Origin of the sequence: Rhodococcus sp. NPDC057135, assembly GCF_042670865.1 — a bacterium.
Classification (GTDB): domain Bacteria; phylum Actinomycetota; class Actinomycetes; order Mycobacteriales; family Mycobacteriaceae; genus Rhodococcus_F.
In genome coordinates, this window is sequence record NZ_JBHUUU010000006.1 from 1 (window position 1) to 22,807 (window position 22,807).

The following is a 22,807-nucleotide window of genomic DNA, read 5'->3' on the forward strand; positions in this document are numbered from 1 at the left end:
CACGCGGCCCCCCCCCGCAAGGGTGCGGCCCTCTTCTGCATCAGATTCACCCCTGAATCACTGATCCTGAATGGCGGCCAGCGCTCCCACGATGTTCGACTCCGCAACCGATTTCGAGATTCCGAGGTCAGCCAGAACACCTGATCCGTCTTCGAGTTCGAGCAGTGCGAGCAGGATGTGCTCGGTGCCGATGTAGTTGTGGCCCAGGCGAAGAGCCTCACGGAACGTCAGTTCCAGAACCTTGCGCGCACGAGCGTCGTACGGAATGAGTTCTGGTAGTTCGGAAGTCGGAGCCGGTAGTACACCGGCCACCGCGGCCCGAACGGAGCCAAGCTCCACCCCCTGCGCGACTATCGCCTTTGCAGCCAACCCGGCAGGCTCCTCGACAAGCCCCAGGAGCAGGTGCTCAGGCTGGATCTCTGCGTTGCCGGCAGCGCGGGCTTCGTTCTGCGAGGCCATGACGACGTTCTTCGCCCGGGGAGTGAACCGGTTGAACCCTTCGTTCGGATCCATCGGCTTCTGATCACTCGGCGCCTTGGGAACAAAACGCTTCTGCGCAGCCTGCTTCGAGACACCCATGCTCGCGCCGATCTCCGTCCACGACGCTCCCGACCTGCGCGTCTGGTCGACGAAGTGGCCGATCAGATGGTCTGCAACTTCACCGAGATGATCAGCGGCGATCACGGCGTCGGACAGTTGGTCGAGCGCGTCGGTGTGCACCTTTTTGATCGCGTCGATGAGGTCGTCGAGCCGGACCTTGTTGGTCATTTCCACTGGTTTGCTCATGCGTCAACCTTAGGTTGACGCACTCGAAAACGTCAACCCCGAGTTGACGATGATTTCTTGTTGCCGCCAAACGACTAACCGGAAAAGAATTCGCGCAGAGCCGGAAGAATGGCGCCATCAGCGACGCCGTGACCCTGGCCTGGGATCTCCAAAGTCTTTGTCCCCGAAACTTTTGCGGCGATTCGCATTGCCGAAGCAGGCGCCCATTGACCACTGTCGCCGCCGTACATAACCAACGTGGGGACGGTAATCGAGGCCAGCCAGTCGAGCGACTCGCAGCCGTGATCACACACAGCGACGTCATAGGGCAAGGTGTGCGCGATAGCGCACATGTCGGGCCAATCGGCACTCCGCTTGATCTCGTCGACCATCTCCGGAGACGCGCCGGTCAGGTCCAGAAAACGGGTCACAGCACCCTCCCTGTCGCCGGCCGCGATCAACCGCTCCAGATCACTTTGGACGGTTTCGTCCTGCTGGTCGTCCATGTACGGCGCCTCGTAGACGGCGAGCTTACGCATCGGAACGGCCTGCGCAGCGGCTTCCAATGCCAGCGCCGCACCCGACGACAATCCGTAGACCAGCGGTGTTTCACCGGTGGCCGCGACGACTGCTCGCAAATCCTCCACCTCGTCGTCGATCGAGAACGCGTGGCTGTCACCGCTGTCCCCGCGCCCGCGCCTGTCGTACGAATACACCGTGAAGTCCGCCGCCAACTCCGCAGCGAGAGAATCGAACCATCCTCGATCGCAGAACGCTCCGGCGACCAGGACTACTGCTGGTCCGGCACCGGAGCGTTCGTACGCGATGGTCGTACCGTCGCGGGATTGCACTACCTCTGGGGATTGCTCTGTTTTCACGTCGATCTCCTCAGGTCTGGTCAATGCCTACCTGATTAGACCGCCCGCGCTACCGAAACTCATCGCTCCAGTCGGTAGGGGATTCAGCTGATCTTGTTGTAGAGGGCATCCCACCCCTGCGCCACGTAGGAAATCGTGTAGATCGAACCGTAGAACGTGGAGCCACCCAGACTGGTGACGTTGCCCGCCTGCACTGCCGGGAGTCGCTGCCACAGCTTGCTCGCCACCAATGCCTGGTATGCCGCACTGTCCTCGTTTTCGGTGATCATGAAGCCGTCGACGCCGGCCAGCACGTCGAGGCCCTCGAGGCTGACACCACCCTCGGGATCAAGCCCCTCCGAGGTGGCAGTTTTGCCACCGATGTCGCCGAGCGTCATGTCGCTGGGCTTGTCGCCCTTCTCGGACGTACGGATGCTCGTGACGTACAGCGTGTTGGTATCCGGCATGAAGGAGACACTGGCGACTGTCTTGGACGCGATCTTCTCGGCATGACGACTGCGGATGTCGGCAATCAGATTGTCGTAGTCGAGCGTCAATCGGTCGAGTGTGGCTGTTCGACCGAGCCAGCCCGACAGCCGCGAGAGGTTGGTGCGCCAGTCGTCGGTGAACTCGGTCGTCAGAACCGGTGCAATGGTGGACATCTCGGCCACCGGCCACCACTCGCTCTCGTAATTGAGGCACACGATCAGATCGGGTTCGAGCGCCAAGATCTGCTCGCGATTGGGGATCTCCGACAGGAACGGTACCGACGAATCGATCGGCACCCACGGCGTCGCCTGGGCGTACGTGTAGCCGACGAGCGGAAGTTCCAGCGCTACAGCAGGTTCGAGATCGAGCCTCGAATCGATTGCCACCACGCGCTTCGGATTGACGGGAATGTCGTAGGTTCCGAGAGGTGTCGTCACAGAACGCATTTCGGTTTCGCCCGAACTGCTCCCGCTGTCACCGCACGCAGCCAGGAACGCGCCCAGTCCGGCGATTCCGGCGCCGAAGCCGAATTGCCGACGAGTGAGATCCGAGACGAGGCGGTTGTCGGAGTAACCCTCGGGAAGCAAGAGCGTGGATTGAGCGGGCATGCGTGTCGAACCTCCAGAAGAAATGATTCATCCACTGTTGCGAGCGGATAAGGATGCCCTAACAGCGTACGCAGGGAGGATCGTCGCGATCGGCCCAGAAATAGTCGTATCAGGCCAAATCGAGCCACCCTACTTGTCGAGCTTGCGCATCTCGACGAAGAAGACCGCGCTGAATGCGAGGTAGGTGCCGACGATTCCGAGAACCGAGATGATCAGGACGAGAGCAAGAAACATAGCCATGATGGTCTCCACTGACACGGGTTGTTCACGATGTCGATCGAGAGAAAATGGCTTCGAACTGCGGCGCTGCGACTCGAAGCGGTGCCGAAACTTTGGGTTACACACACCACGGTAGCCCCAGGCGTCTCGAGTTTCGATGAACTCGAGGTGAACTCTCCTACGGCTGCGTCACACTTTTTGTCGGACGGTCAGTTCGGTCCGAGCACCTGCCCCGACCACTCGACCAAAGGCGTCAGTGCGCGCCACGCCGTGCGAACTTCCTTCAATGTCCTGGCGCTGTCCAGCCACGGCGGGCTCGGGTAAGTACGCCCAGCGGTCAGCGACTTGTGACGCAGCAACTCGATTCGCGGGTGGTCCACCGTGTACCCGCGAGGCGCCGTCTTGAGCTTGTCGCCGCCGATCGTGAATCCGGCCTTCTCGACGGAGGCCAGGATCTTCTCGAGCTCCGGTCCCCGAACGTCGTCGTCGACAGCCGCTCGATAACGCGCGATAGTCTCCGAACTGCTGGCGTAGAAACCACCGGCCACCATCAACCCTGCTGCGTCGATCTGCACGTAGTAGCCACAGCTCTCAGCGAGACCGACAAACGCGCCCTGATGCGTCTTGTACGGAATCTTGTCCTTCGAGAATCGAACGTCACGATACGGCCGAAAGAGCTTGGCTGAGCCGAATTCGTCCTCCAACGCCGCGGTCAACGACGCCATCGGACGACGAACCACCTCGTCGTACGTCTCCTTGTGCGCTGCCCACCAGGTCTTGCTGTTGTCGGCCTCTAGGTCTTCGTAGAAATCGAGTGCAGCAACGGGTATGCCAGTGAACGCAGCCATGTCGTAAGCCTAGCTGCCTGTTCGGCTTTGGACCGCCTGCCCTGCAACGATGCCCGAATCAGCCGGAATCCGTAGACTGCATGGGGATGATTTCCGAAATACAAGCATGGGAACTGACCGACACCAACCGAGACTGGCTGATTCACCGACCTGTCGAGATCGCAATCTACGTGGCGCTCGCAGTAGTGCTGCGCTTCGCACTGCACCGCGGGATCGACCGAATGTCGAAGCCCCGCAAGTCTCCGAACGCCAAGGTGAACGAGCGCAGATCGCAGCGGGCGCGGACCATCGGTTCGGTACTCAAATCGACGGTATCCATCGTCATCCTCGTCTGGTGTGTGCTGCAGATCCTCGGCATTCTCGGGATCAACGTCGCGCCGTTCATCGCATCGGCCGGAGTCATCGGCCTTGCCATCGGTTTCGGTGCACAAAATCTGGTGCGTGACTTCCTCTCCGGCATCTTCATGCTGCTCGAGGATCAGTACGGCGTCGGCGACGTCGTCGATCTCGGCGACGCGGTCGGCACCGTCGAAACAGTGAGCCTGCGTGTCACCACGATTCGAGATGTCAACGGCACCTTGTGGTACTGCCGCAACGGCGAGATCCTGCGAGTCGGCAACATGAGTCAGGGTTACGCCACTGCAGTTCTCGATCTCCCGATCGCCCACAACGCGAACGTGCACAAAGCGTGCGAGGTGGCGACGCGAGCTGTCCTCGAGGCGGCGGAGTCCGAACCGATCAGGGCGGACATGATCGACAAGCCTGAGATGCTGGGAGTCAATTCGGTTACTGCCGAGGCGATTACCATCCGAGTGACCGCGCAGGTCAAGCCTGGCCGCCAATGGGCGGTCCAGCGCGCGTTTGCGCGCTCGGCACTGACTGCATTCGAAGAGCAGGGTATCGAGGCACCCTACCTGCCTGTGTTGCGATGATTGTTGGGACGGAGTCAGCAGCCCTTCCCATGAACTACACAAGCCCCCGGCGCGGTCGCCCCCGGCGCGGTCGATACCGCCGGGGGCTCGCTGGTGCCTGAAGCGTGATTCAGACGGTGGAGGTCGAGACCTCCCGGGTTGCCGATGTGTCACCAAAAATCCTGTGCAGGAACATCGTCAGAGCAATGGCTGCCACGATCCCGATCAGCGGCGGGATTCCCACCTCGAACTCACCGGAAAGCCAGGCGAGGAACGCTGCGACGGCATAAACGGCGAGGTTGCGCCAGTGCACCGGCCGCGGGATGTAGTCCTCGGGAATGCCGCGCCGCCACCGGCACAGGAAATCCGCGATGATCACGCCGCCCAACGGTGGGATGAATGTTCCGAGCAGGCTCAGATAGTCGACGAGATGGTTGTGCACACCGGTCAGAGCGAGTGCCGTGCCGATCACACATCCACCGATGACGAACGGAGTCTTGCGGGGCTTTCTGAACAATTCGGCGCCGGCCACCCCGAAGGCGTATGCAGTGTCGGCGTTGCTCTTCCAGAGATTCCCGAACAGCAAGACCAGGCCCCAGCCGACAAGCCCAAGGTTGTAGAGAATCAGCACGAAGTCACCCTCGTGGAACGTGATAGCTCCGATGGCGCCGAACAGGATCATCAACCCGTTTCCGAGGAGGAACCCGATAACGCAGGCCCACACCGCTTGTGATCCGGAACGGGCAAATCTGGTCCAGTTGGGCGCTTGCGTTCCCGCCGATACAAACGTGCCGACCACCGTGGTGATTGCGAGCGCGATCGTCATGGTCGTCGCGGGTTGAACCGATACCAGGCCGGAGAATCCACCGACTTCTTCGAGGGACCGGAATACGACCCAGCAGGCCAACGCGAGGATCAAGGGCGTCGAGACTAGCGAGACCCAATACATTCCGCGGTAGCCATAGCAGGCGGTGATGCACATCAAGATGCTCGCCGCGATCATCACCGCCGCCCTGGCGAGATAGGAATCCCAGCCCAATGCCTGCGCGGTGAGATCGCCGATCGTTCCGATGATCACTCCGTACCAGCCGATCTGGGTACCGCCGAGCAGGATCGAAGCGAGCTTGGACCCGCGAGTGCCGAAACTGTAGCGCGCCATCACAACTGTTGTCAGTCCGGTTCGGGCTCCGACGAACCCCATCATGGCGACGTACACCCCCAAGATGGCAGATCCGGCGGCGATCACCACCATCAGTTTCCAGAACGAAAACGCGGTACCGAGCGCCGCTCCGGCCAACATCGTCGGCGTGAAGATGGTGAACCCCAACAACACCACCGCGAGCGAGAAGAACGGCTTCCGTGCATGAAGTGGAACCGGAGTTACGGGATAGTCCGGATCGACCGGAGGGCCGGCACTCTCCGAATCACCTGCGACCGTGGCAGGTTCGACGGCGCTGCTCATACAACTTCGCCGATGTCTTCGAGCCACAGGCCCGGGCGCTCGGCCAGCATGCGGTCCATCAATGCCACGCACTCTGCGTCGTCGACGACGTCGATCTGAATTCCGCTGCTACGCAACCATTCTTCCGACGACTCGAAGGATCGATTCTCGCCGACTACGATTCGAGGGATCTCGTAGAGACGAGCAGTTCCAGCGCACATGAAGCACGGCGACAAAGTCGTGTAGAGGACGCACTCGCGATATACCGAGGCCGGGAGCCGACCGGCTCGCTCGATGCAGTCGGTCTCGCCGTGACGGATGGCGCTGTTCATCTGGACCCGACGGTTGCGTCCGACTGCAAGCACCTCGCCGCGATGAATCAGTGCCGCGCCGATCGGCACGCCGCCCTCCTCCCAACCGATCTTCGCCTGTTCGATCGCTAGCCCGAGGAAATACTCATCGGTGTCTGCCGGGTGGTTCATGTGCACTCCTGGAGTCTGACCAAAATCATTGAATGTGGCTCGTGTCACAATCCGACCACGGTCGTAATACCCCGACAAGGGACAACCTGTCAGTTCGGCAGAACTAGCTCTATGACGGAGTGCCCCCTCGGCGGACGATGAAGAAATGCTGCCTACTCTGCGACAAGTTCTTGCGATGCCCTCGTTCAAGGCCGCGGCAATCGAAGTGCTCGCGGGCGACGTCGACACCGCGGTGGTCCGCTGGGTCCATTCGTCCGAGGTCTACGAGATGGGCGGGCTGTTGTCCGGAGGCGAGGTCCTTCTGACAACGGGTCTCGGCCTGCACGGACGATCCCCCGAGCAACTCACCGCCTACATCGATCAATTGGCGGACGCGGGATGCGTCGCTCTCGCGATGGAAGTCGGCCGCTCGTTCCTCACCGCCCCTCCCGAGCTCGTCGAGGCTTCGCGCCGACGCGGGCTCGCGTTCCTGGCACTGCACGCTGTGGTGCCCTTCGAGCGGATGGTCGAAGACTTTCACGACCTCATGCTCCGCCGCACGCTCGGTTCGGCACGAGCCGGCGAGCCCGTCTGGCAAGAACTTCTGGGGATCGTGGTGGCCGGCCAAGGCATGACTGCACTGCTCAACAAGGTGTCACGTCTCGCAGGGTGCGGTGTCGATCTCCTCGACGCTGATGGCAGAACCGTCGAGCGCAGCACAACCGATGCAGAACGGTCCGGCACCGAACGGACGATCCACGACGTACGCGGGCCGACGAACTCGCTCGGTCGACTCGTCCTGAGCGGACGAGCAACCACACGCCGAACTGCCGTCGCCAACTGCGCCGCCGTCGCGGTGGCTCTGGAACTCGGTCGCCACGGCGACGTCGGCCCCAGTCAGTCACTTGCCCAGTCGGTGATCACAGACGTGGTGGGCGGAGTGCTCACATCGCACGGCGACCTGTCCGAGCGGCTGACAGCTGCCGGGTGGACGCCGCTTTCGGGGGGCCAACATGTCCTCGTCGCCGCTGTCGACGTCGATCGACAAACGCCGGTTCGAGAGCTCGCAGACCCAGTGCGCAACGCTGTGCGGGCCGTGCTCGGCTCCTGTGTGGTCGGGACTGCGGCGAATCACGTCATCGTGCTCGCCCATGGGTGGTCGGCCGCATCCCCCGCACGAGTTCGGACGGCATTCACCGAAGCCGACGAGCTGCTACGACGCGGACCCGGCGGTTCCGCGGTACGCACGCTCGGAGTCGCGACACCGGTCGAGGATCTGTCCGGCGTCGGGGCCGCCGTCGCGCAAGCTCGCGAGGTCGTTCAGATCGCACGGCGTTTCGGCACCCGAACCGGTGTGATCCTCGCGAGAGACGTCGGAGTCCAACGACTGCTCGCCGCCGGCACGACACCCGCTTCCCTGTCCTCGTTCGTCACGGAGCAACTCGGTTCGCTGATCGCTTACGACACAGCACATTCCGCAGACCTTGTTCGAACCCTCGATGCATACCTCGCACATCGGGGCGGCAAGGCGAGAACCGCGGAGTTGCTCGGGATCAGGCGCCAGTCGCTCTATGCGCGATTGACTCGTATCGAGAAGCTGATGGGGGTTTCCCTCGATGATCCGGCACAGGTGGTGTGTCTCGGGCTTGCACTGACTGCATGGCGCATGCGCACCGGCCTTGATCCGCAGGCCGCGTTCGAGCGTCTCCCCGGGTGAGCAACTACCGTTCTGCGATGATGGACGTATGACCGGAGCAGCGGAGTTGATGATCGAGATCCCTGCCGGCGAGGTGCACCTTCGGGACGACCGCAAGGGCACTGCGTGGACCTCGAGAGTCGAATCCTTCCGCCTCGCGCGCCATCTCACGACCCGGGCACTGCTTCACGGAGATTCGTCGGCCGATTCGAGCAAGCCCGCAGTCGATCTTTCCTGGCAAGACGTCATCGCAACCTGCAACACACTGTCCGTCGAGGACGGTCTGACGCCCGCATATCAAGACGTCGACACCGATTCTCCGCAGTGGGACCGGGCTGCAACCGGCTACCGACTCGCCACCGAGGCGGAGTGGCAGTACGCGTGCAAGGCCGACACCTCCGGCTACCGCTACGGCGAGATCGACGAGATTGCTTGGTACAGCGACAATTCAGAGGGTAGGGCGCATCCCGTCGGAACGAAGGCACCCAACAACTGGGGCCTGTACGACATGATCGGCAATGTCTGGGAATGGTGCTGGGATCTCTACGACCCCGAGGTCTACGGCAGCTACCGGATCTTTCGCGGCGGCAGTTGGGCCGAAAGCGAGCGCGGTTGCGGCGCTACCGTGAGGCGGCGAAGCCATCCGACGTTTGCTATCGACGATCTGGGATTTCGCCTAGCTCAGACGATCTGAGGGCAGACGGCCGAGGACTTCGAGCACAGCTTCGATCTCTTCTCGACTGTGCAGCCGAACTATCGGTAACGACGGCACATCGACAAGGACCGTGGCCATTCGCTCGGCGTTGCGTCCATCGCTTCGCCAGGCCCACCGAACCACGTGTTCCGGATCGAAGAGAATGGTGTGCAGAGGCGGTTCCATGTTGCGGTTCCACAACACCTCTCGCTGCAGACGCCGACGTACGGTTCGTGTGATCACCTGGCGCATCACCGTCCGCCGAGGCAGATCCAACCACAGCATCAGGTCCGCACGCTCGGCCAGAAGTCGACGCACCGCACCGTACTGCCACTCGGTCACCCAGGCCGGCTCACTGGAAAAGCGTCGTACTTCGGTTTCGAAACTCTCGAGCGGAATCCAGTCGGGCCCGTGGAACAGAGAGTCCAGCTCAGTGTGTTCGATCTCGAGAAGCCGCCCGATTCGACCGGCGAGAGTCGTCTTTCCGGCGCCCGAGGTCCCCGCGACAAGGATCTTCTGCGGACGAATCGTCAGCGCGGTGGGGTCTACGAAAGGCACCGATACACACTAGGGGCCTTACACTTCGCAGTCCACCCATTCGATGTAACCGGTGCCGTTGATCGACGCACCGTCGAAGCTTCCCCGGTAGGTGTACGCGCCGACGTATCCCTTGCCGTGACCGTAGCGCCACTCCGAGTCGATCTCGGCCTCGAACTCCACGACCGTCCTGCCGTGATCGCGTACCTGCCAACGCAGTACGCGCGGCACACGCATCTCGCGACCCTGCGGGTCGACCTGCAATGCGTCGGCGTACTCGAGCACATCGAACTCGACCTCGTCGAAAACCTTTGCGCTACCGTCCACAGTTCGAACGTAGGCGAGCTTGCACGCCGTCACCCCTGACGCTCGAACATCGGTGAGCAACAGCTGATGCCGGTCGTCGAGTTGAACGATCTGATAGGTGAAGAAGTCAGCCGGGAGCTTCCACGACTCGGGAAGGGCGCGGCGAGTCAAAGATTGTGGCGTCATGCACCGCGCGTATTCAACGGTGCACGGTGCCGAAATGCTCACCGGTCCACTCGGACTCGAGATCGTCCCCGAACACTGCGCCAGGAGACTGACGTGGTCGTAAACCGGATTGCGCACGAACCACGACGCTTGATCTGTTGCCACTACCTCCAGATCGACATCGAAAGAGTCGTAGCGCCCGGTGACACGGAAATTCGGATAGTTGTTCTCGATGATCAGGTTGTCACCGAAGGCAATTCGCGAACCGTCTTCTTCGAAAGTACAGTCGCTGTCGGCGTCGTACGCCCGATAGAAGTGGTGGCCAGGCGCAGCGGTGGAACTCAGCACGGTTGCGGTATTTCGCGCGTCGGGTGCAGCGAGATAGTCGTTGTCGAAGACCACCGTCCCGGTGGCGCCGATCAACGTCATGGTGTTGAGATAGCGAAACGGCCCTGGCAACTCGGGAACGAAGATCCCGTAGTGCGTCCAGGCAAATTTCCGCGAAGCAAGATGTGGGCGCATCATGTCCGGTCGATCGAACGGGCGTACCGACTCGGTCATCCGCTTGTCGATCAGCGGAAGCGCGCCGTCCAGCAAGGCCCGAACCGCCGGTCGCCACAACCGACGCGAACGGGTGGCGGAGGCAGTGTGGGAACGATCAACAGTTTGTCCGGTCACGCCCCCAAGTTAATGTAACCAGACGTAACAAACAAGTGTCGAAGTTTCCTCGAAGACCTCACCCCTGAACACCCGCGCCCTGCGCAAGGGGCGAATAGCATGTGAGAATCCGCGTACCGGAACCGGTCGCAGAGAGGGCGCAACAATGCAGCACGAAGAGTCGTCGTTCACCGGGGTAGCCGGCACCAAGATCGTCTACGACGTCTGGACTCCGGACCGCGAACCCACCGGGGTTCTTGTCCTCTGCCACGGCCTCGGCGAACATGCGAGGCGCTACGACCACGTAGCCGCGCGACTCGGCGAACTCGGTCTCATCGTGTACGCACCCGACCACCGCGGGCACGGTCGGTCCGGCGGCAAGCGCGTTCACCTGAAGGAATTCTCCGACTTCACCGACGACGTCCACACCTTGTTCTCGATCGTGACCGCAGCACACCCCGGCAAGGACAAGTTCCTGCTCGGACACAGCATGGGCGGCGCGATCGCGCTTTCCTACGCCCTCGATCATCAGGCCGATCTGAAGGCGCTCGCGCTTTCCGGACCTGCTGTGATCATTGCAACCGGCACTCCGAAGATCGTGATGCAGTTGGGCAAGATCGTCGGCAAATATCTCCCCGACGTGCCCGTCGAGAATCTGGAAGCTGCTGCGGTTTCGCGTGATCAGAAGGTTGTCGACAAGTACAACGCCGACCCGCTGGTGCACCACGGCAAGGTTCCCGCCGGAATCGCGCGCGGCATGATCACCGCCGCGGAAGGCTTCCCGGCGCGCCTGCCTTCGCTCACCATTCCAGTACTGCTTCAACACGGTTCGGACGACCGTTTGACGGACCCCGCCGGCAGTAAGCTCGTCGCAGATCTGGCCGGCTCTTCGGACGTCACCTTGAAGGTGTACGACGGTCTGTACCACGAGATCTTCAACGAGCCTGAGCAGGAAGAAGTTCTGAACGATCTGATCGAGTGGCTGCGTCCGCGGGTCAACGGAGCATAGTCGTGGCGACGTGCGGGATCCTGCTGGCTGCCGGGGCCGGATCCCGCATGGGCAAACCCAAAGCGCTCGTCACAAACGCGGACGGTCAGTCTTGGCTTCACCACGGGGTGACGACACTGCAGTCCGCAGGCCTCTCACCGGTCATCGTGGTCCTCGGCGCTCAGGCAGAGGACGCCCTCGAACTACTGCCCACCACCGATGTCGTTGTGGTGATATCGGATTGGCAGCACGGAATGAGCGCCTCGCTGCGCTGCGGACTCGAGGCCGCCATCCGAATCGACGACGCAGATGCGGCAGCGATCTCCCTGGTCGACGTCCCGGATCTCGATTCCGACACCGTGACGCGGATCGTGGGTGTGAGCGCCCCTGCACGAAACATACTGCGAAGAGCCGTGTTTCACGGTAGGCCCGGCCATCCCGTCCTGATCGGACGCGACCACTGGCCGATGCTTGCAGAGTCTCTCACCGGGGACGGGGGCGCCAATACCTACCTACGCGAACACGGGGTCGAGTTGGTGGAGTGCAGCGACCTCAGCAGCGGTGTCGACGTCGACTATCCCGAAGCCTGATCGCACGCCGCAATCCTCCCAGGTGGTGGGTGTCCGTATTCGGTGTAAAGATGATCCGATGAAACGTACCGTCGCCGCCCTGCTCGACATCGAGATCGACGAGGCGACCAACCTGGAGTTCAAGATCGCGGTGACGCGCGCGCCGGGTGTCGAACTGCTGGAAACGATGTCGTTCGTCCATGACGGCAATCCACTCGAACCCCGCGAGATTACCGCCGAACACGGTACCCGCATCCACCTACTCGACTGTGCCCCAGGCAAACTGATCGTCAGCTACGACGCGACCGTGATCGGCCGCGCCGAACCGGCGTCGGTCAGCGACTACGACGTGTCGAAGTATCTGCGCCCCAGTCGGTATGCCGAGGCGGACAAGTTCTTCGGTTTTGTCGCCGGGCAATTCGATCTCGCCACTCCCCCGGCCGAACTCCTTCTCGAAGTCACTCGCTGGGTGAGTACACATTTGAGTTATGTTCCCGGCACCAGTCGCGGTACCGACAGTGCGGTCGACACCTTGCTCGCCGGCGCCGGAGTGTGCCGCGACTACTCGCACCTGACCATCTCACTGCTGCGCGCCGTGGGGATTCCCGCTCGACTGGTGGCTGTCTACGCGCCGGGTTGCGATCCGATGGATTTTCACGCTGTAGTCGAAGCCAACATCGACAACGTGTGGCGCGTGGTCGATGCAACGCAATTGGCGCCGCGCAGCAATCTTGTGCGCATCTCGACCGGCCGAGACGCCGCGGACACAGCGTTCCTCGACAACCACGGCGGTTCGATCACGTTGCATGCCTCGGAAGTTCGCGCAGTCGTCGACGGCATTCTCGACAACGACGACTACGCGACCCTCACGTCGATCGGCTGAGAAAGCGTCAGGCGCTGATCTGGTTCTGCGAAGCCATCGTTCGCTCGAGGAACTTGACTGTGAGATCGACGATCGCCTTGCCCTCCCGAAGAGCTTTGCCGATCACCGGGAAAGCATGGATCTGCCCACTCCAGATGTGCGTTTCGACGGCTTGTCCTGCCTTGATCAGGTTCTCGGTCATGATCTCGACGTCCGGACGCATCAATTCGTATTCGGCGGACACCAGGAACGACGGCGGAATCAGACTGGCATCGGCGTTGATCGGAGACTCTGCACCGGCTATTTCGTCCGGACCTTCGAGCCACCGGTCCTTCAGCTTTTCCACCTGTGACATCGGTAGGTAGGCATCACGTTTCATGAAATCGGGATCGTGGTCCTCAAGGTTCACATTGAGAAGTGGCGAGTAGCCGATCACGGCTGCGGGCCGCGTGATTCCGCGCAGCGCGGCAATTTCGGCGACCTTCATGGCCAGGTATCCACCCGCCGAATCACCGGCAACCACAATCTTGTTCGGGTCTTCCGCTGTCTCGAGCAACGCGGTGTACGCGGCCATTGCGTCCTTGACGGAGGTGCCGATGGAACCTTCCGGCAGCTGGCGGTAGCGCACGGAGATCACCGGTACGCCGGCCTTCGCCGACAGCAGGCCGCACAGTGCCCGGTGCGTTGCCAGACCGCAGAAGACGAAACCACCGCCGTGGAAGTACAGGATCGTGGCACCGGCCAACTCGCCCTGCGCTTTGCGCGGATGCTTCACCTTCTCGCTGGGCACACCGCCGAGCGTGAAAGGCTCGATGTCGAGGTTCTTCGGCTTCGGCAGCTTGTCCGCCATAGCGTCGAGTCGCTCGAGTTGGCGGATACCGCGTTCGGTGGTCGGCCAGAGGGTGAACATCGGCTTCACGAACGTCCTGGTCAGGCAAAAGATAACCCGCGCTCGCGGACTCACGTTCCAATGCCATACCGTCGAATCTCGCGTCCGCATAGCGTCCTCCCAGGTCAAGCCGTTTTGTGCATTTGAGTTACACATACTTGTCGGCTGCTGTTGTGAACGATAACTGACGCTGCGTCAAAATGACACGACGGGTAGGCCTCAATTGCTCGAGCGTGTGCAAGTTCTGCTCGCGATCACGGCCGGGAGAGATACGCGGACAGTCCGCGGTGCCCTCCACGCATCATCGCTTCATGATTCCACTCGAACACCGGCTTCGCGATCTTCGAGGCCAGGCCGAGTGCTCCGGACACCGCTACTTGTTGCCGAAAGTCGGCGACGCAACCAGATCCAGCAGGGCGCACCGCCCAGCTACTCCAGCCGATCATTGCTCCGGTGAGATGCACTTTCAGGTAGCGCGCAATGGGGTCTTCGACCTCGCGTCGCCCGAAAACCAGCAACGTCAGAGGGACGGCGCTGCGGATGGCCATGGAGCCCGAATGCTCATCGGTCGTCCGGACTCGGCGTATCTGAGGCCACCACTGCGAATACCTCTCGGCGTCCGCGAGAACGTCGTAGACACGGTCGGCAGAGGCCGGGAGCGTCCAGACGCTGTGGAAGTCGAAGTCGGTCACGGTTCAGTCCGTCTGCGCGGCAGCAGTCACCCAAGCACCGTAACCCGAACTGCGGGTGCCTACACGCCTGGCCCGGTCAGTACTCGAAGGTCTCCACCCGTCGCAGGATCTCCTCCGCGATCTTGGCGGGACTTCCACCCACGTCGACGACGATGGCCTGCTCATCCGGGTCGACGGCCTCGAGCGTCGAGATCTGGGAGTCGAGGAGCGAGGCGGGCATGTAGTGATCGAGGCGAGCGGTCAACCGCTGACCGATCTGATCCCGCGAACCGGCGAGGTGCACGAACACGACGTGCTCACCGCGAAGGACGTCGCGGTAACTCCGCTTGAGTGCCGAACACGTGACGATGCCCGGCTGACCGGCGTCGGTGTGACTCTTGATCCAGACGGCGATCTTGTCGAGCCAGGGCCAGCGATCGTCGTCGTTCAACGGGTGCCCGGTCGCCATCTTGTCGATGTTCGCCTGCGGGTGGAGATCGTCGCCCTCTTGAAGGTCCCAGCCCATCGCTCCCGCGAGCATGCCACCGACCGTAGACTTTCCCGAACCCGAGACACCCATCAGGACGAGCACGGGATACTGCTTCTGCTGTGCCGCTTCGCTGTTCATGTGCTCGCCTACCTAGATGAATGCGCTCAACACGAGCACTCCGGCCAGGCCCGATACCGAGATGATGCATTCCATCACGGTCCAGGTCTTGAGGTTCTGTACCACGCTGACGCCCAGATACTCCTTCACCAACCAGAATCCGGCGTCGTTGACGTGCGAAAGGAAAAGCGAGCCTGCGCCGATCGCCAACACCATCAGTGAGACGTGTGCGGACGAGAGGTCGGCCGCGACCGGAGCGAGGATGCCCGACGCCGTCACCGTTGCCACCGTTGCCGAACCTGTTGCGACGCGGATCAATACCGCCACCAGCCAGGCCAGGAATAACACGGGAAGGCTGCTGCCCTTGATCGCGTCGGCGATCACTCCGGCGATACCGGTGTCGATGAGGACCTGCTTGAAACCGCCACCGGCGCCGACGATCAGCAAGATGCCTGCGATGGGAGGCAGGGAGCTTTCGAGTGACTTCGAGATGGCCTTGCGGTCCATACCGCCGCCGCGCCCCAGAAGCACCATTCCGACCAGAACCGCGAGACCCAGAGCGACAACGGGTGTTCCGAGGAAGTCGAGGACCGACTTGGGGAGAGCCTCGGAATCGGGAGCGATCACGTCGGCAAATGCCTTGCCCAGCATGAGAACAACCGGGAGGAGGATCGCTGCGAGAGTAGCTGCGAACGAGGGACGTTGTTTCTTCTCTTCCTCACCTCGATCTTCGCCTGTGACAAAAAGATCCGGGACCTTCACGTCGACCCACCGCGCGGCGTACTTACTGAAAACCGGTCCGGCGAGAACAACCGTGGGGATCGCGACAAGAACACCGAGCGCGAGGGTGAGGCCGAGGTTTGCGTTCAAGGCCGAGACGGCAACCAGCGGCCCGGGGTGCGGCGGAACCAACCCGTGCATGGCCGAGAGGCCGGCGAGGGTGGGGATCGCGATGCGCATCAGGGACAAGCCGGAACGCCGCGCGACCAGGATGATGACCGGCATCAACAGGACGAGACCGATTTCGAAGAACATCGGCAGACCGATGACAGCGCCGACCAGAGCCATGGTCCACGGAAGCGCCTTGGTGCTGGAACGGCCCACCAGCGTGTCGACCACTCGGTCGGCACCGCCGGAATCGGCGAGGAGTTTGCCGAACATCGCGCCGAAACCGATCAGGATTCCGACGCTTCCCATGGTCGACCCGAAGCCGGTGGCGAACGCCGCGACCGACTCGGCCGATCCGAGGCCGGCCGCCAGACCGACGCCCACCGCGCCGATGGACAGCGCGAGGAAGGGGTGCAGGTCCAGCCAGGTGATCAGCGCGATGATGACCGCGACGCCGGCGACTGCAGCGATGATCAATCGTGCGTCGCTACCAGCGGGGACGACCTCGGCCGCCAGCAATGCTGTGGTGTTCATAGGGACTCCCAGTCCGATGAGTGATTGAGGTCACTGTTCCTTAATTAACCTACAATTTCAAGAGGAGACACTAATTTGTAGTATTTATCCGGCTTCCACCGGGCTTACTCCATACGCATGGGACGATCTACGTATGCCTTCTGTCCCGTTTCAGCAGTTACACGACTCGATGCTGGAACAGCTCGGCCAAGACATAGTCGGTGGTGTGCTCGCTCCGGGTACGACGATCTCTGCCGACGAGGTGGCAACGCGCTACGACGTGTCGCGAACCGTCATCCGTGAAGTTGTCCGCGTTCTCGAATCCCTCGGACTGGCCTCGGTTCGTCGCCGCGTCGGAATCACCATCCTGGGCTCCGAGCACTGGAACTCGCTCGACCCCAACGTCATCCGCTGGCAACTGGCCGGTCCTGATCGGTTCGAGCAACTTTCGATCCTCAGTGAACTCCGTTCCGGCATCGAACCTCTGGCTGCGAGACTGGCCGCAACTCGCGCCACACCTGAGCAGTGCGGCGCACTCACTGCAGCCGTCATAGGCATGTCAGCTACCTCGCGCGCTGCCGATACCGACGCATATCTCGGCCATGATTCCGACTTTCACCGCACACTGCTCGCCGCTTCCGGCAACCCGATGCTGCGGGCGATGTCGCAGATCGTCGTCGAGATACTCGAAGGCCGCACCCGCCACTCGTTGATGCCCCACGAGGCCGACCCCGAAGCGATTCACCTGCACGGAGTGGTCGCATCAGCTATTCAGGCCGGGGACGCCGACGCCGCGGAAGCCGCCATGCGCTCGATCGTCGCGGAATCCGCAGAAGCGGTCGAAACAATGCGCGAAAGCCCCGAACCGCCGCCTCATCTGTAAGTCGAGCCACAGACTCGGCGGAATTGGCCCGCAACCGCTCCGCAAGTGGAACGCTTGGCGCCATGACAGCACTCGCTATCCAGAACAGCGCACTCTGATGGCCCGCCCGGTACGCGTCGTCGTCCTCGGTGCCGGATCGTGGGGAACCACGGTGGCCGGCCTCGCTGCCCGCAACACCCCAACCCTGTTGTGGGCACGCAATTCCGAAGCGGCCGACGAGATCAATTCGCAACGAACCAACTCCAAATACCTTGGTGAGCGCAAACTTCCCAAGGGCCTCAAGGCAACCTCGGATCTTGTCGAAGCCGCTCGCGAAGCGGACGTACTCGTATGCGGGGTGCCGTCGCACGCCGTTCGCTCCACGCTCGCCGAGATCGCCAACGAAGTTCGGGCGTGGGTCCCGGTGCTGTCACTGTCCAAGGGCCTCGAGCCCGGCACCCGGCAGCGTCCAACCGAAGTGATCGCCGAGTGCCTGCCCGGCCATCCCGTCGGACTGCTTGCCGGCCCCAACATCGCCAAGGAAATCGTCGACGGCATGGCGGCGGCATCGGTCGTGGCGACCCAGGACGACCGCGTCGCCGCCGCGCTGCAACCGCTGTTCGCGTCGTCGGTCTTCCGGGTTTACCGCAACACCGACGTGCTCGGCTGCGAACTCGGCGGCATCCTCAAGAACATCGTTGCCATCGCCTCGGGCATGGCCGACGGTTTGGGAGTCGGTGACAACACCCGCGCGATGGTGCTCGCTCGCGGCCTCGCCGAAATGACCCGACTCGGCGAGGCGATGGGCGCCAACCCGCGCACCTTTGCCGGCCTGACGGGCGTCGGCGATCTGATTGCCACCTGCATGGCTCCGACTTCTCGTAACCGTCGCGTCGGTGAGGCTCTGGCACAGGGCCTGACCGTCGAGGAGGCAGTCGCCAAGCTCGGCCAGGTCGCCGAGGGCGTCAAGACCGCCCCCACCGTCATGGATCTGGCCCGCGAATACGGCGTCGACATGCCGATTGCCGCGGAGGTCGAGGCCGTCATCGGTGGCCGACAAAGTGCCAGCGACGCATATCGCGGACTTCAGAAAGTTGCCCCCGGCGGCGAGCACGAAGTGGCATGAGGAAGATCTACAGGTATCTAGCAATTTAGCTAGATACCTGTAGATGGTCCGAGATCAGAGGGTTGGAGTATCGACGAAGATGTCGATCGCCAACGGGGACTGACCGCCGTACTGCGAGAAATCCGAGATCCCCGCCTCACGCAAGATCTCGACGTCGAGCACTGTACGACCGGTATCCGTGCCGGCGGGACGCCCGAGAATCTCGACAGCCGCATCGGCCATGATCTCGGGTGAACGCGAGTGCTCGATACTGTCGTCTCCCCCGAGCAGATTTCCGACAGCGGCAGTGGCGATCATGGTCTCCGGCCACAAGCAATTGCTCGAAATCGGTGTACCTGAATACTCCGCGGCGATGCCCAAGGCCGCCAATGTCATTCCGTACTTGGCCAGCATGTAGCCCGGATGAGCACCCAGCCAGTGCGGCGAAAAGTTGAGCGGCGGCGACAGCGTCAATACGTGCGCGTTGGCCGAAACCCGAAGGTGCGGAAGGCACGCGCGGGTGAGCGCGAAGGTGCCACGGACGTTGACCTGCTGCATCAGATCGAATCGCTTCATCGTGAGGTCTTCGCTTTTCGAGATGTCGAGGACGCTCGCGTTGTTGACCACGATGTCGATGCCACCGAAGTGCGCTACCGCTGCCGCCACGGCCCGCGCGATATCGTCGTCGTTCCTCACGTCACCGACTACAGGAACGGCATGACCTCCAAGTTCGTTCAACTCGTCGACAGCGGTGTGGATTGTCCCGGGCAACCGGGGATCTGGCGTATCGGTCTTGGCGAGCAACACGATGTTTCCGCCGCGGAGCGCTATCGCACGGGCGATGGCAAGTCCGATACCACGGCTTCCCCCGGACATGATCGCGGTTCGTCCGCGGAAGTTCTTGTCGTCCAAAACGAATCCTTGTCATCGTCGACGGTCTTCGTCGTTGCGGATGTGGCCGCGGGAAGTCCCGACGCGACCACTCGTCGACTTCCACGATATGAGCGCCTTACCGCGATGACTACGTCCGCGGAGCATCAAGAATCATTGATCCGTTGTCCTGACGGAACAACGGATCAAGGCGATCAGCCACCCACCGGACGCAGGATCCACCATCCGCCGAGCACGAGCACCGCGACGTTCACGAGCATAAACAAACCGACCCAGACGATCGCGGGTATCGGTGAGAGCCTGGCCAATTGGTCTGCGTCCGAGTCCGGTGCCCCGCCTCGTCGCATTCGCTGCCGTTGAAGTTCCACGACGGGGCGCGGTCCTGCAAAAAGCAGGAAGAGCGTCAGGAAGTACGCTGCGGCGACTTGCTGCTCCTGGGTCCCCCACCAGACGAGCCCGAACAACACGGCTCCCACGACCGCAAGTGAGAAGATTCCGTAGAGGTTTCGGATCAGGACCATCATGACCGCGATCACGAACACACCGATCCACAGCACCGAGACCGCACGCTGCGCACCCAACAGACCGGCCGCACCGAGGCCGAGAATCGACGGTCCCACGTACCCCGCGAACGTCATCAGGATGACGCCGAAGCCGGTCGGCTTGCCGGACGAAATCGCAACACCCGACGTATCCGAATGCAGGCGAAGACCTTTCAACCGTCGACCGACCAGGACGGCGACGATCAGATGAGCACCCTCGTGTGCGATGGTGACGACGTTGCGTGCGATCCGCCACAGGTGCGGCTCGAGAACGATGATCACGGCAATCAACGCGGCCAGCTGAACTACCCACGCCGGCGGATTGGGGCTGACAGCCGCCACCCGATCCCACGCGGTTTCGAGGGCGTTCACTCCGCTTGTCCGCGCAGGTATCGGCCGAAGTGCGGGACTGTGAATCCGATGGACCCCCGTTCGGCCGAGTAGATGAGGCCCTTCTTGATCAGTCCGTCCCGTGCCGGCGACAGGGAAGCCGGCTTTCGACCGAGCTCGACGGCGATCTTCGCGGTCGCGACAGGTCCGTCGTCACCGGCGAGATCGGCCATGGCCCGCATGTACTCACGCTCCGCAGGTGTTGCTCGCTCGTACCGTGAACCGAAGAAACCGACAGCGAGTTCTTCCTCCGCCGTCGGCGCGCCGACGCGCACGTCTTCTGCCGTGATCGGACTCGACGCCGCCACATCCCACGTGGCTTTCCCGTAGGCCTGGACGAAGTACGGATACCCGTCGGCCGCCTCGTACAGAGCGTCGAGCGCGGATTCGGTGAACTCGACGTCCTCACGCTCGGCAGGTGCAATCAGGGCCTGATCTGCAGCTTCACGCTCGAGGCGGTCGATCCGGTGGTAGCTGAACAGGCGCTCCGAGTAGCTTTTCGACGCCGACAGCACAGCGGGTAGATGCGGAAGCCCCGCACCGACGACGATCAGCGGTGCCGCGTCCTGACTCAACTCGTGGCAGGCCCCGCAGATCGCCGAGACGTCCGCTGCTCCGAGGTCCTGCATCTCGTCGATGAAGATGGCGATTCCGACGCCGACATCCCGGGCCAGCGACGACGCGTCGAGCAGCAACTCGACGAGGTCTATCTCGATGTCGCCGCTGTCCGCGCGACCTTTGATCGCAGGTGCGTCGATGCCCGGTTGCCAGCGCTCGCGCATCCCTTTGTCTGCAGTGGCGCGCAGGGCAAACGATTTGAGGACTCCGAGAAACTGTTCGACCCGCTCCGGATCGCGATGGGAGACCGCGATCTCGCGGACCGCCATGTGGAGTGCTGACGAGAGTGGGCGTCGTAAATCCTGGTCGGGCCGCGCCTCGATCTTCCCCGTCCCCCAGCTTCGGGAGATCGCTGCCGAACGCAACTGATTGAGCAGGACGGTCTTACCGACGCCACGCAATCCGGTGAGGACAACACTTCGTTCCGGGCGGCCACGCGCAATTCGCTCGAGCACGACGTCGAAGGCATCGATCTGCTTGTCGCGCCCGGCGAGTTCCGGCGGTCGCTGACCGGCACCGGGGGCATACGGATTGCGCACGGGGTCCATGCCCACCGACGGTACAAGCCGAGTAGACGAATATCTCGCTCTCTAGCGCGTGTCCTAGAGAGAACTAGGAACCGCAATATCTGGCTCGACCTCGTCGAACCAAGCTCCGTGCATCGTCGTCTAGCAGTCCCGGCTTGACGCTCGGGCGAAGTCCCCGGCCACGTGCGCCCCAATTGCTCCGGCCAATATGATCGCAGGATGCGCCGCGGCCAGATAGAGCCCAGGCACGCCTTCGGCGAAGCCCAGCAGCGGGCGACCACCACGCGGAATGGGACGGTCAGCGATTACCGCCTCGATCAGTTCCACGTGTTCACCGCCCACGAGCTGACTGCGGACCGCCTGCAGCGTCGGCTCGGCAAGCTCACGAGCATCTCCGGAGAACCCGACCGGAACATCTTCAGCCGCAATCAGTGTCGTGTCGTTCAATTGTCTGATCTCGAAGTCCGGAGTGGAGAGTATTCCGTTCACCAGTGGGTGCGGCGTCGAGAATCTGATGAGGCAACACGGGGAGGCATCGACCTCGACGTCGACTCCCGCCGACGCCGCGAGTCCGGGGATTGCAGTACCCGTGGCGAGGATTGTGGTCGATCCGTAAACGGGGCCGTCAGTGGTCAATACACCGCGAACCCTCCGACCTTCCGTGAGCATAGAGAGCACCGAAACCTTGGAATACACTGTGGCGCCGTACTCTTCGGCACCTCGCAAAAGAGAACCGCCTAACGCAACCGGGTCAATTCCACCGTCGTCAGGCGCATATGCCGCTACGGCGGGTGCTGTGCGCAATCCCGGCTCACGAGCAAGGACCTCATCTTCACCGATGAGTTCGACGGGATGACCGAGTGCTCGATGTGCGTCGACGAATTTTCGAGTCTCCGCTTCCGTCTTCTCCCACGTGATCGCGCCTCTGCGGCGCAGACCGAATGGCTCGACGAGTTCGCGCTCCAGGCGGTCGAACTCGACTGCGGCGCCATGTCGGAACGGATCGGAGTAGGTTTCTGCGGCACTCTTCGAGAGGCCGACCCAAGCAAACGACTTGCCGGTCACCCCGCCTGCCACCGAGCCCCGCTCGAGCACGGTGACTCGGAGACCAACGCGCGCCAGGTGATACGCAATCGCCGCACCGACGACACCGGCACCAATCACCAGGATCGGACTGTCGTTTCGACCATTCGGATGCGTCACCAGTGGACCATATCTGCGAGTCGCAACC

Annotated in this window: 24 protein-coding genes; 8 read left to right on the top strand and 16 right to left on the bottom strand. The window is 62.4% G+C overall.

Translation table 11 applies throughout. The features are described 5' to 3' along the window. Nucleotides 1–57 precede the first annotated feature (57 nt). From ACFT1A_RS12860 to ACFT1A_RS12875, 4 genes are all read right to left on the bottom strand, one after another. On the bottom strand, nucleotides 58–786 hold the full coding sequence (locus ACFT1A_RS12860; protein WP_378447278.1) for a Clp protease N-terminal domain-containing protein: 729 nt from the start codon (nucleotides 784–786) through the stop codon (nucleotides 58–60). A gap of 74 nt (nucleotides 787–860) precedes the next feature. Next, on the bottom strand, nucleotides 861–1,643 hold the full coding sequence (locus ACFT1A_RS12865) for an alpha/beta fold hydrolase (protein ID WP_378447279.1): 783 nt from the start codon (nucleotides 1,641–1,643) through the stop codon (nucleotides 861–863). Nucleotides 1,644–1,726: 83 nt separating this feature from the next. Beyond that, the gene (locus tag ACFT1A_RS12870) at nucleotides 1,727–2,719 is read right to left on the bottom strand and encodes an ABC transporter substrate-binding protein (protein ID WP_378447280.1); all 993 of its coding nucleotides are present in this window, start codon (nucleotides 2,717–2,719) and stop codon (nucleotides 1,727–1,729) included. Between the two features lie 428 nt (nucleotides 2,720–3,147). Further along, complete coding sequence (locus tag ACFT1A_RS12875; protein ID WP_378447281.1) at nucleotides 3,148–3,786, bottom strand: DUF2461 domain-containing protein; 639 nt, start codon at nucleotides 3,784–3,786, stop codon at nucleotides 3,148–3,150. An 86-nt stretch (nucleotides 3,787–3,872) separates the two neighbouring features. Between ACFT1A_RS12875 and ACFT1A_RS12880 the strand changes: the two genes are divergently transcribed. Next, the gene (locus tag ACFT1A_RS12880) at nucleotides 3,873–4,718 is read left to right on the top strand and encodes a mechanosensitive ion channel family protein (RefSeq protein WP_378447282.1); all 846 of its coding nucleotides are present in this window, start codon (nucleotides 3,873–3,875) and stop codon (nucleotides 4,716–4,718) included. Between the two features lie 109 nt (nucleotides 4,719–4,827). On the opposite strand, the gene codB is transcribed toward ACFT1A_RS12880, so the two are convergent. Both codB and ACFT1A_RS12890 read right to left on the bottom strand, forming a co-directional pair. Beyond that, nucleotides 4,828–6,159, bottom strand: a complete 1,332-nt coding sequence (gene codB / locus ACFT1A_RS12885; protein WP_378447283.1) for a cytosine permease — start codon at nucleotides 6,157–6,159, stop codon at nucleotides 4,828–4,830. Further along, nucleotides 6,156–6,620: a nucleoside deaminase gene (locus ACFT1A_RS12890; RefSeq protein WP_378447284.1), complete on the bottom strand. Its 465-nt coding sequence runs from the start codon at nucleotides 6,618–6,620 to the stop codon at nucleotides 6,156–6,158. The genes codB and ACFT1A_RS12890 overlap by 4 nt, the downstream gene beginning before the upstream one ends. 175 nt (nucleotides 6,621–6,795) lie before the next feature. Between ACFT1A_RS12890 and ACFT1A_RS12895 the strand changes: the two genes are divergently transcribed. Then, the gene (locus tag ACFT1A_RS12895; RefSeq protein ID WP_378447285.1) at nucleotides 6,796–8,316 is read left to right on the top strand and encodes a PucR family transcriptional regulator; all 1,521 of its coding nucleotides are present in this window, start codon (nucleotides 6,796–6,798) and stop codon (nucleotides 8,314–8,316) included. 28 nt (nucleotides 8,317–8,344) lie between these two features. After that, a complete protein-coding gene (locus tag ACFT1A_RS12900; protein ID WP_378447286.1) occupies nucleotides 8,345–8,989 on the top strand; it encodes a formylglycine-generating enzyme family protein in 645 nt (214 codons plus the stop codon). Here ACFT1A_RS12900 and ACFT1A_RS12905 read toward each other — a convergent pair. Next, on the bottom strand, nucleotides 8,972–9,547 hold the full coding sequence (locus tag ACFT1A_RS12905) for an AAA family ATPase (RefSeq protein WP_378447287.1): 576 nt from the start codon (nucleotides 9,545–9,547) through the stop codon (nucleotides 8,972–8,974). The two genes, ACFT1A_RS12900 and ACFT1A_RS12905, sit on opposite strands and share 18 nt — an antisense overlap. 18 nt (nucleotides 9,548–9,565) lie before the next feature. Then, nucleotides 9,566–10,675, bottom strand: a complete 1,110-nt coding sequence (locus ACFT1A_RS12910; RefSeq protein ID WP_378447288.1) for a DUF6670 family protein — start codon at nucleotides 10,673–10,675, stop codon at nucleotides 9,566–9,568. Between the two features lie 145 nt (nucleotides 10,676–10,820). Here ACFT1A_RS12910 and ACFT1A_RS12915 point away from each other — a divergent pair, with 145 nt between their 5' ends. Genes ACFT1A_RS12915 through ACFT1A_RS12925 form a run of 3 tightly spaced genes read left to right on the top strand, consistent with a single transcriptional unit; the run spans nucleotide 10,821 to nucleotide 13,094 of the window. Further along, nucleotides 10,821–11,663 (top strand): alpha/beta hydrolase, encoded by an 843-nt coding sequence (locus ACFT1A_RS12915; RefSeq protein WP_378447289.1) that lies wholly within the window; start codon nucleotides 10,821–10,823, stop codon nucleotides 11,661–11,663. 2 nt (nucleotides 11,664–11,665) lie between these two features. Continuing rightward, nucleotides 11,666–12,232, top strand: a complete 567-nt coding sequence (locus ACFT1A_RS12920) for an NTP transferase domain-containing protein (RefSeq protein WP_378447290.1) — start codon at nucleotides 11,666–11,668, stop codon at nucleotides 12,230–12,232. A gap of 58 nt (nucleotides 12,233–12,290) precedes the next feature. Then, nucleotides 12,291–13,094 carry a transglutaminase family protein gene (locus ACFT1A_RS12925; protein WP_378447291.1) on the top strand — a complete coding sequence of 268 codons (804 nt, stop codon included), beginning with the start codon at nucleotides 12,291–12,293 and terminating at the stop codon, nucleotides 13,092–13,094. 7 nt (nucleotides 13,095–13,101) lie between these two features. On the opposite strand, the gene ACFT1A_RS12930 is transcribed toward ACFT1A_RS12925, so the two are convergent. From ACFT1A_RS12930 to ACFT1A_RS12945, 4 genes are all read right to left on the bottom strand, one after another. After that, nucleotides 13,102–14,073: an alpha/beta hydrolase gene (locus tag ACFT1A_RS12930; RefSeq protein WP_378447292.1), complete on the bottom strand. Its 972-nt coding sequence runs from the start codon at nucleotides 14,071–14,073 to the stop codon at nucleotides 13,102–13,104. A gap of 143 nt (nucleotides 14,074–14,216) precedes the next feature. Continuing rightward, nucleotides 14,217–14,654 (bottom strand): SRPBCC family protein, encoded by a 438-nt coding sequence (locus ACFT1A_RS12935; RefSeq protein ID WP_378447293.1) that lies wholly within the window; start codon nucleotides 14,652–14,654, stop codon nucleotides 14,217–14,219. 76 nt (nucleotides 14,655–14,730) lie between these two features. Continuing rightward, on the bottom strand, nucleotides 14,731–15,261 hold the full coding sequence (locus tag ACFT1A_RS12940; RefSeq protein ID WP_020909302.1) for a gluconokinase: 531 nt from the start codon (nucleotides 15,259–15,261) through the stop codon (nucleotides 14,731–14,733). Nucleotides 15,262–15,273: 12 nt separating this feature from the next. Further along, a complete protein-coding gene (locus ACFT1A_RS12945; RefSeq protein WP_003939838.1) occupies nucleotides 15,274–16,662 on the bottom strand; it encodes a GntP family permease in 1,389 nt (462 codons plus the stop codon). A gap of 133 nt (nucleotides 16,663–16,795) precedes the next feature. On the opposite strand from ACFT1A_RS12945, the gene ACFT1A_RS12950 reads away from it, so the two are divergent. Together ACFT1A_RS12950 and ACFT1A_RS12955 are read left to right on the top strand one after the other, a co-directional pair. Then, nucleotides 16,796–17,524, top strand: coding sequence for a FadR/GntR family transcriptional regulator (locus ACFT1A_RS12950; protein WP_047272025.1), 729 nt, complete (start codon nucleotides 16,796–16,798; stop codon nucleotides 17,522–17,524). 97 nt (nucleotides 17,525–17,621) lie between these two features. Beyond that, the gene (locus tag ACFT1A_RS12955; RefSeq protein WP_003940093.1) at nucleotides 17,622–18,629 is read left to right on the top strand and encodes an NAD(P)H-dependent glycerol-3-phosphate dehydrogenase; all 1,008 of its coding nucleotides are present in this window, start codon (nucleotides 17,622–17,624) and stop codon (nucleotides 18,627–18,629) included. A gap of 54 nt (nucleotides 18,630–18,683) precedes the next feature. On the opposite strand, the gene ACFT1A_RS12960 is transcribed toward ACFT1A_RS12955, so the two are convergent. The 4 genes from ACFT1A_RS12960 to ACFT1A_RS12975 form a co-directional block, all read right to left on the bottom strand. Further along, nucleotides 18,684–19,520 (bottom strand): SDR family oxidoreductase, encoded by an 837-nt coding sequence (locus ACFT1A_RS12960; protein ID WP_378447294.1) that lies wholly within the window; start codon nucleotides 19,518–19,520, stop codon nucleotides 18,684–18,686. A 173-nt stretch (nucleotides 19,521–19,693) separates the two neighbouring features. Next, on the bottom strand, nucleotides 19,694–20,413 hold the full coding sequence (locus ACFT1A_RS12965; RefSeq protein WP_378447295.1) for a M50 family metallopeptidase: 720 nt from the start codon (nucleotides 20,411–20,413) through the stop codon (nucleotides 19,694–19,696). Further along, nucleotides 20,410–21,597: an ATP-binding protein gene (locus ACFT1A_RS12970; RefSeq protein WP_007729973.1), complete on the bottom strand. Its 1,188-nt coding sequence runs from the start codon at nucleotides 21,595–21,597 to the stop codon at nucleotides 20,410–20,412. The genes ACFT1A_RS12965 and ACFT1A_RS12970 overlap by 4 nt, the downstream gene beginning before the upstream one ends. Before the next feature lie 120 nt (nucleotides 21,598–21,717). Then, the gene (locus tag ACFT1A_RS12975) at nucleotides 21,718–22,779 is read right to left on the bottom strand and encodes an NAD(P)/FAD-dependent oxidoreductase (protein WP_378447296.1); all 1,062 of its coding nucleotides are present in this window, start codon (nucleotides 22,777–22,779) and stop codon (nucleotides 21,718–21,720) included. Nucleotides 22,780–22,807: the final 28 nt, after the last annotated feature.

What these genes read in the sequence shown, in the direction of transcription:
- ACFT1A_RS12895 (WP_378447285.1), top strand. Translation starts at nt 6,796, where the DNA reads ATGCCCTCGTTCAAGGCCGCGGCAATCGAAGTGCTCGCGGGCGACGTC.
- ACFT1A_RS12875 (WP_378447281.1), bottom strand. Translation starts at nt 3,786, where the DNA reads ATGGCTGCGTTCACTGGCATACCCGTTGCTGCACTCGATTTCTACGAA.
- ACFT1A_RS12940 (WP_020909302.1), bottom strand. Translation starts at nt 15,261, where the DNA reads ATGAACAGCGAAGCGGCACAGCAGAAGCAGTATCCCGTGCTCGTCCTG.
- ACFT1A_RS12870 (WP_378447280.1), bottom strand. Translation starts at nt 2,719, where the DNA reads ATGCCCGCTCAATCCACGCTCTTGCTTCCCGAGGGTTACTCCGACAAC.
- ACFT1A_RS12915 (WP_378447289.1), top strand. Translation starts at nt 10,821, where the DNA reads ATGCAGCACGAAGAGTCGTCGTTCACCGGGGTAGCCGGCACCAAGATC.
- ACFT1A_RS12925 (WP_378447291.1), top strand. Translation starts at nt 12,291, where the DNA reads ATGAAACGTACCGTCGCCGCCCTGCTCGACATCGAGATCGACGAGGCG.
- ACFT1A_RS12945 (WP_003939838.1), bottom strand. Translation starts at nt 16,662, where the DNA reads ATGAACACCACAGCATTGCTGGCGGCCGAGGTCGTCCCCGCTGGTAGC.
- ACFT1A_RS12955 (WP_003940093.1), top strand. Translation starts at nt 17,622, where the DNA reads ATGGCCCGCCCGGTACGCGTCGTCGTCCTCGGTGCCGGATCGTGGGGA.
- ACFT1A_RS12900 (WP_378447286.1), top strand. Translation starts at nt 8,345, where the DNA reads ATGACCGGAGCAGCGGAGTTGATGATCGAGATCCCTGCCGGCGAGGTG.
- ACFT1A_RS12880 (WP_378447282.1), top strand. Translation starts at nt 3,873, where the DNA reads ATGATTTCCGAAATACAAGCATGGGAACTGACCGACACCAACCGAGAC.
- ACFT1A_RS12950 (WP_047272025.1), top strand. Translation starts at nt 16,796, where the DNA reads ATGCCTTCTGTCCCGTTTCAGCAGTTACACGACTCGATGCTGGAACAG.
- ACFT1A_RS12930 (WP_378447292.1), bottom strand. Translation starts at nt 14,073, where the DNA reads ATGCGGACGCGAGATTCGACGGTATGGCATTGGAACGTGAGTCCGCGA.
- ACFT1A_RS12860 (WP_378447278.1), bottom strand. Translation starts at nt 786, where the DNA reads ATGAGCAAACCAGTGGAAATGACCAACAAGGTCCGGCTCGACGACCTC.
- ACFT1A_RS12970 (WP_007729973.1), bottom strand. Translation starts at nt 21,597, where the DNA reads ATGGACCCCGTGCGCAATCCGTATGCCCCCGGTGCCGGTCAGCGACCG.
- codB (WP_378447283.1), bottom strand. Translation starts at nt 6,159, where the DNA reads ATGAGCAGCGCCGTCGAACCTGCCACGGTCGCAGGTGATTCGGAGAGT.
- ACFT1A_RS12890 (WP_378447284.1), bottom strand. Translation starts at nt 6,620, where the DNA reads ATGAACCACCCGGCAGACACCGATGAGTATTTCCTCGGGCTAGCGATC.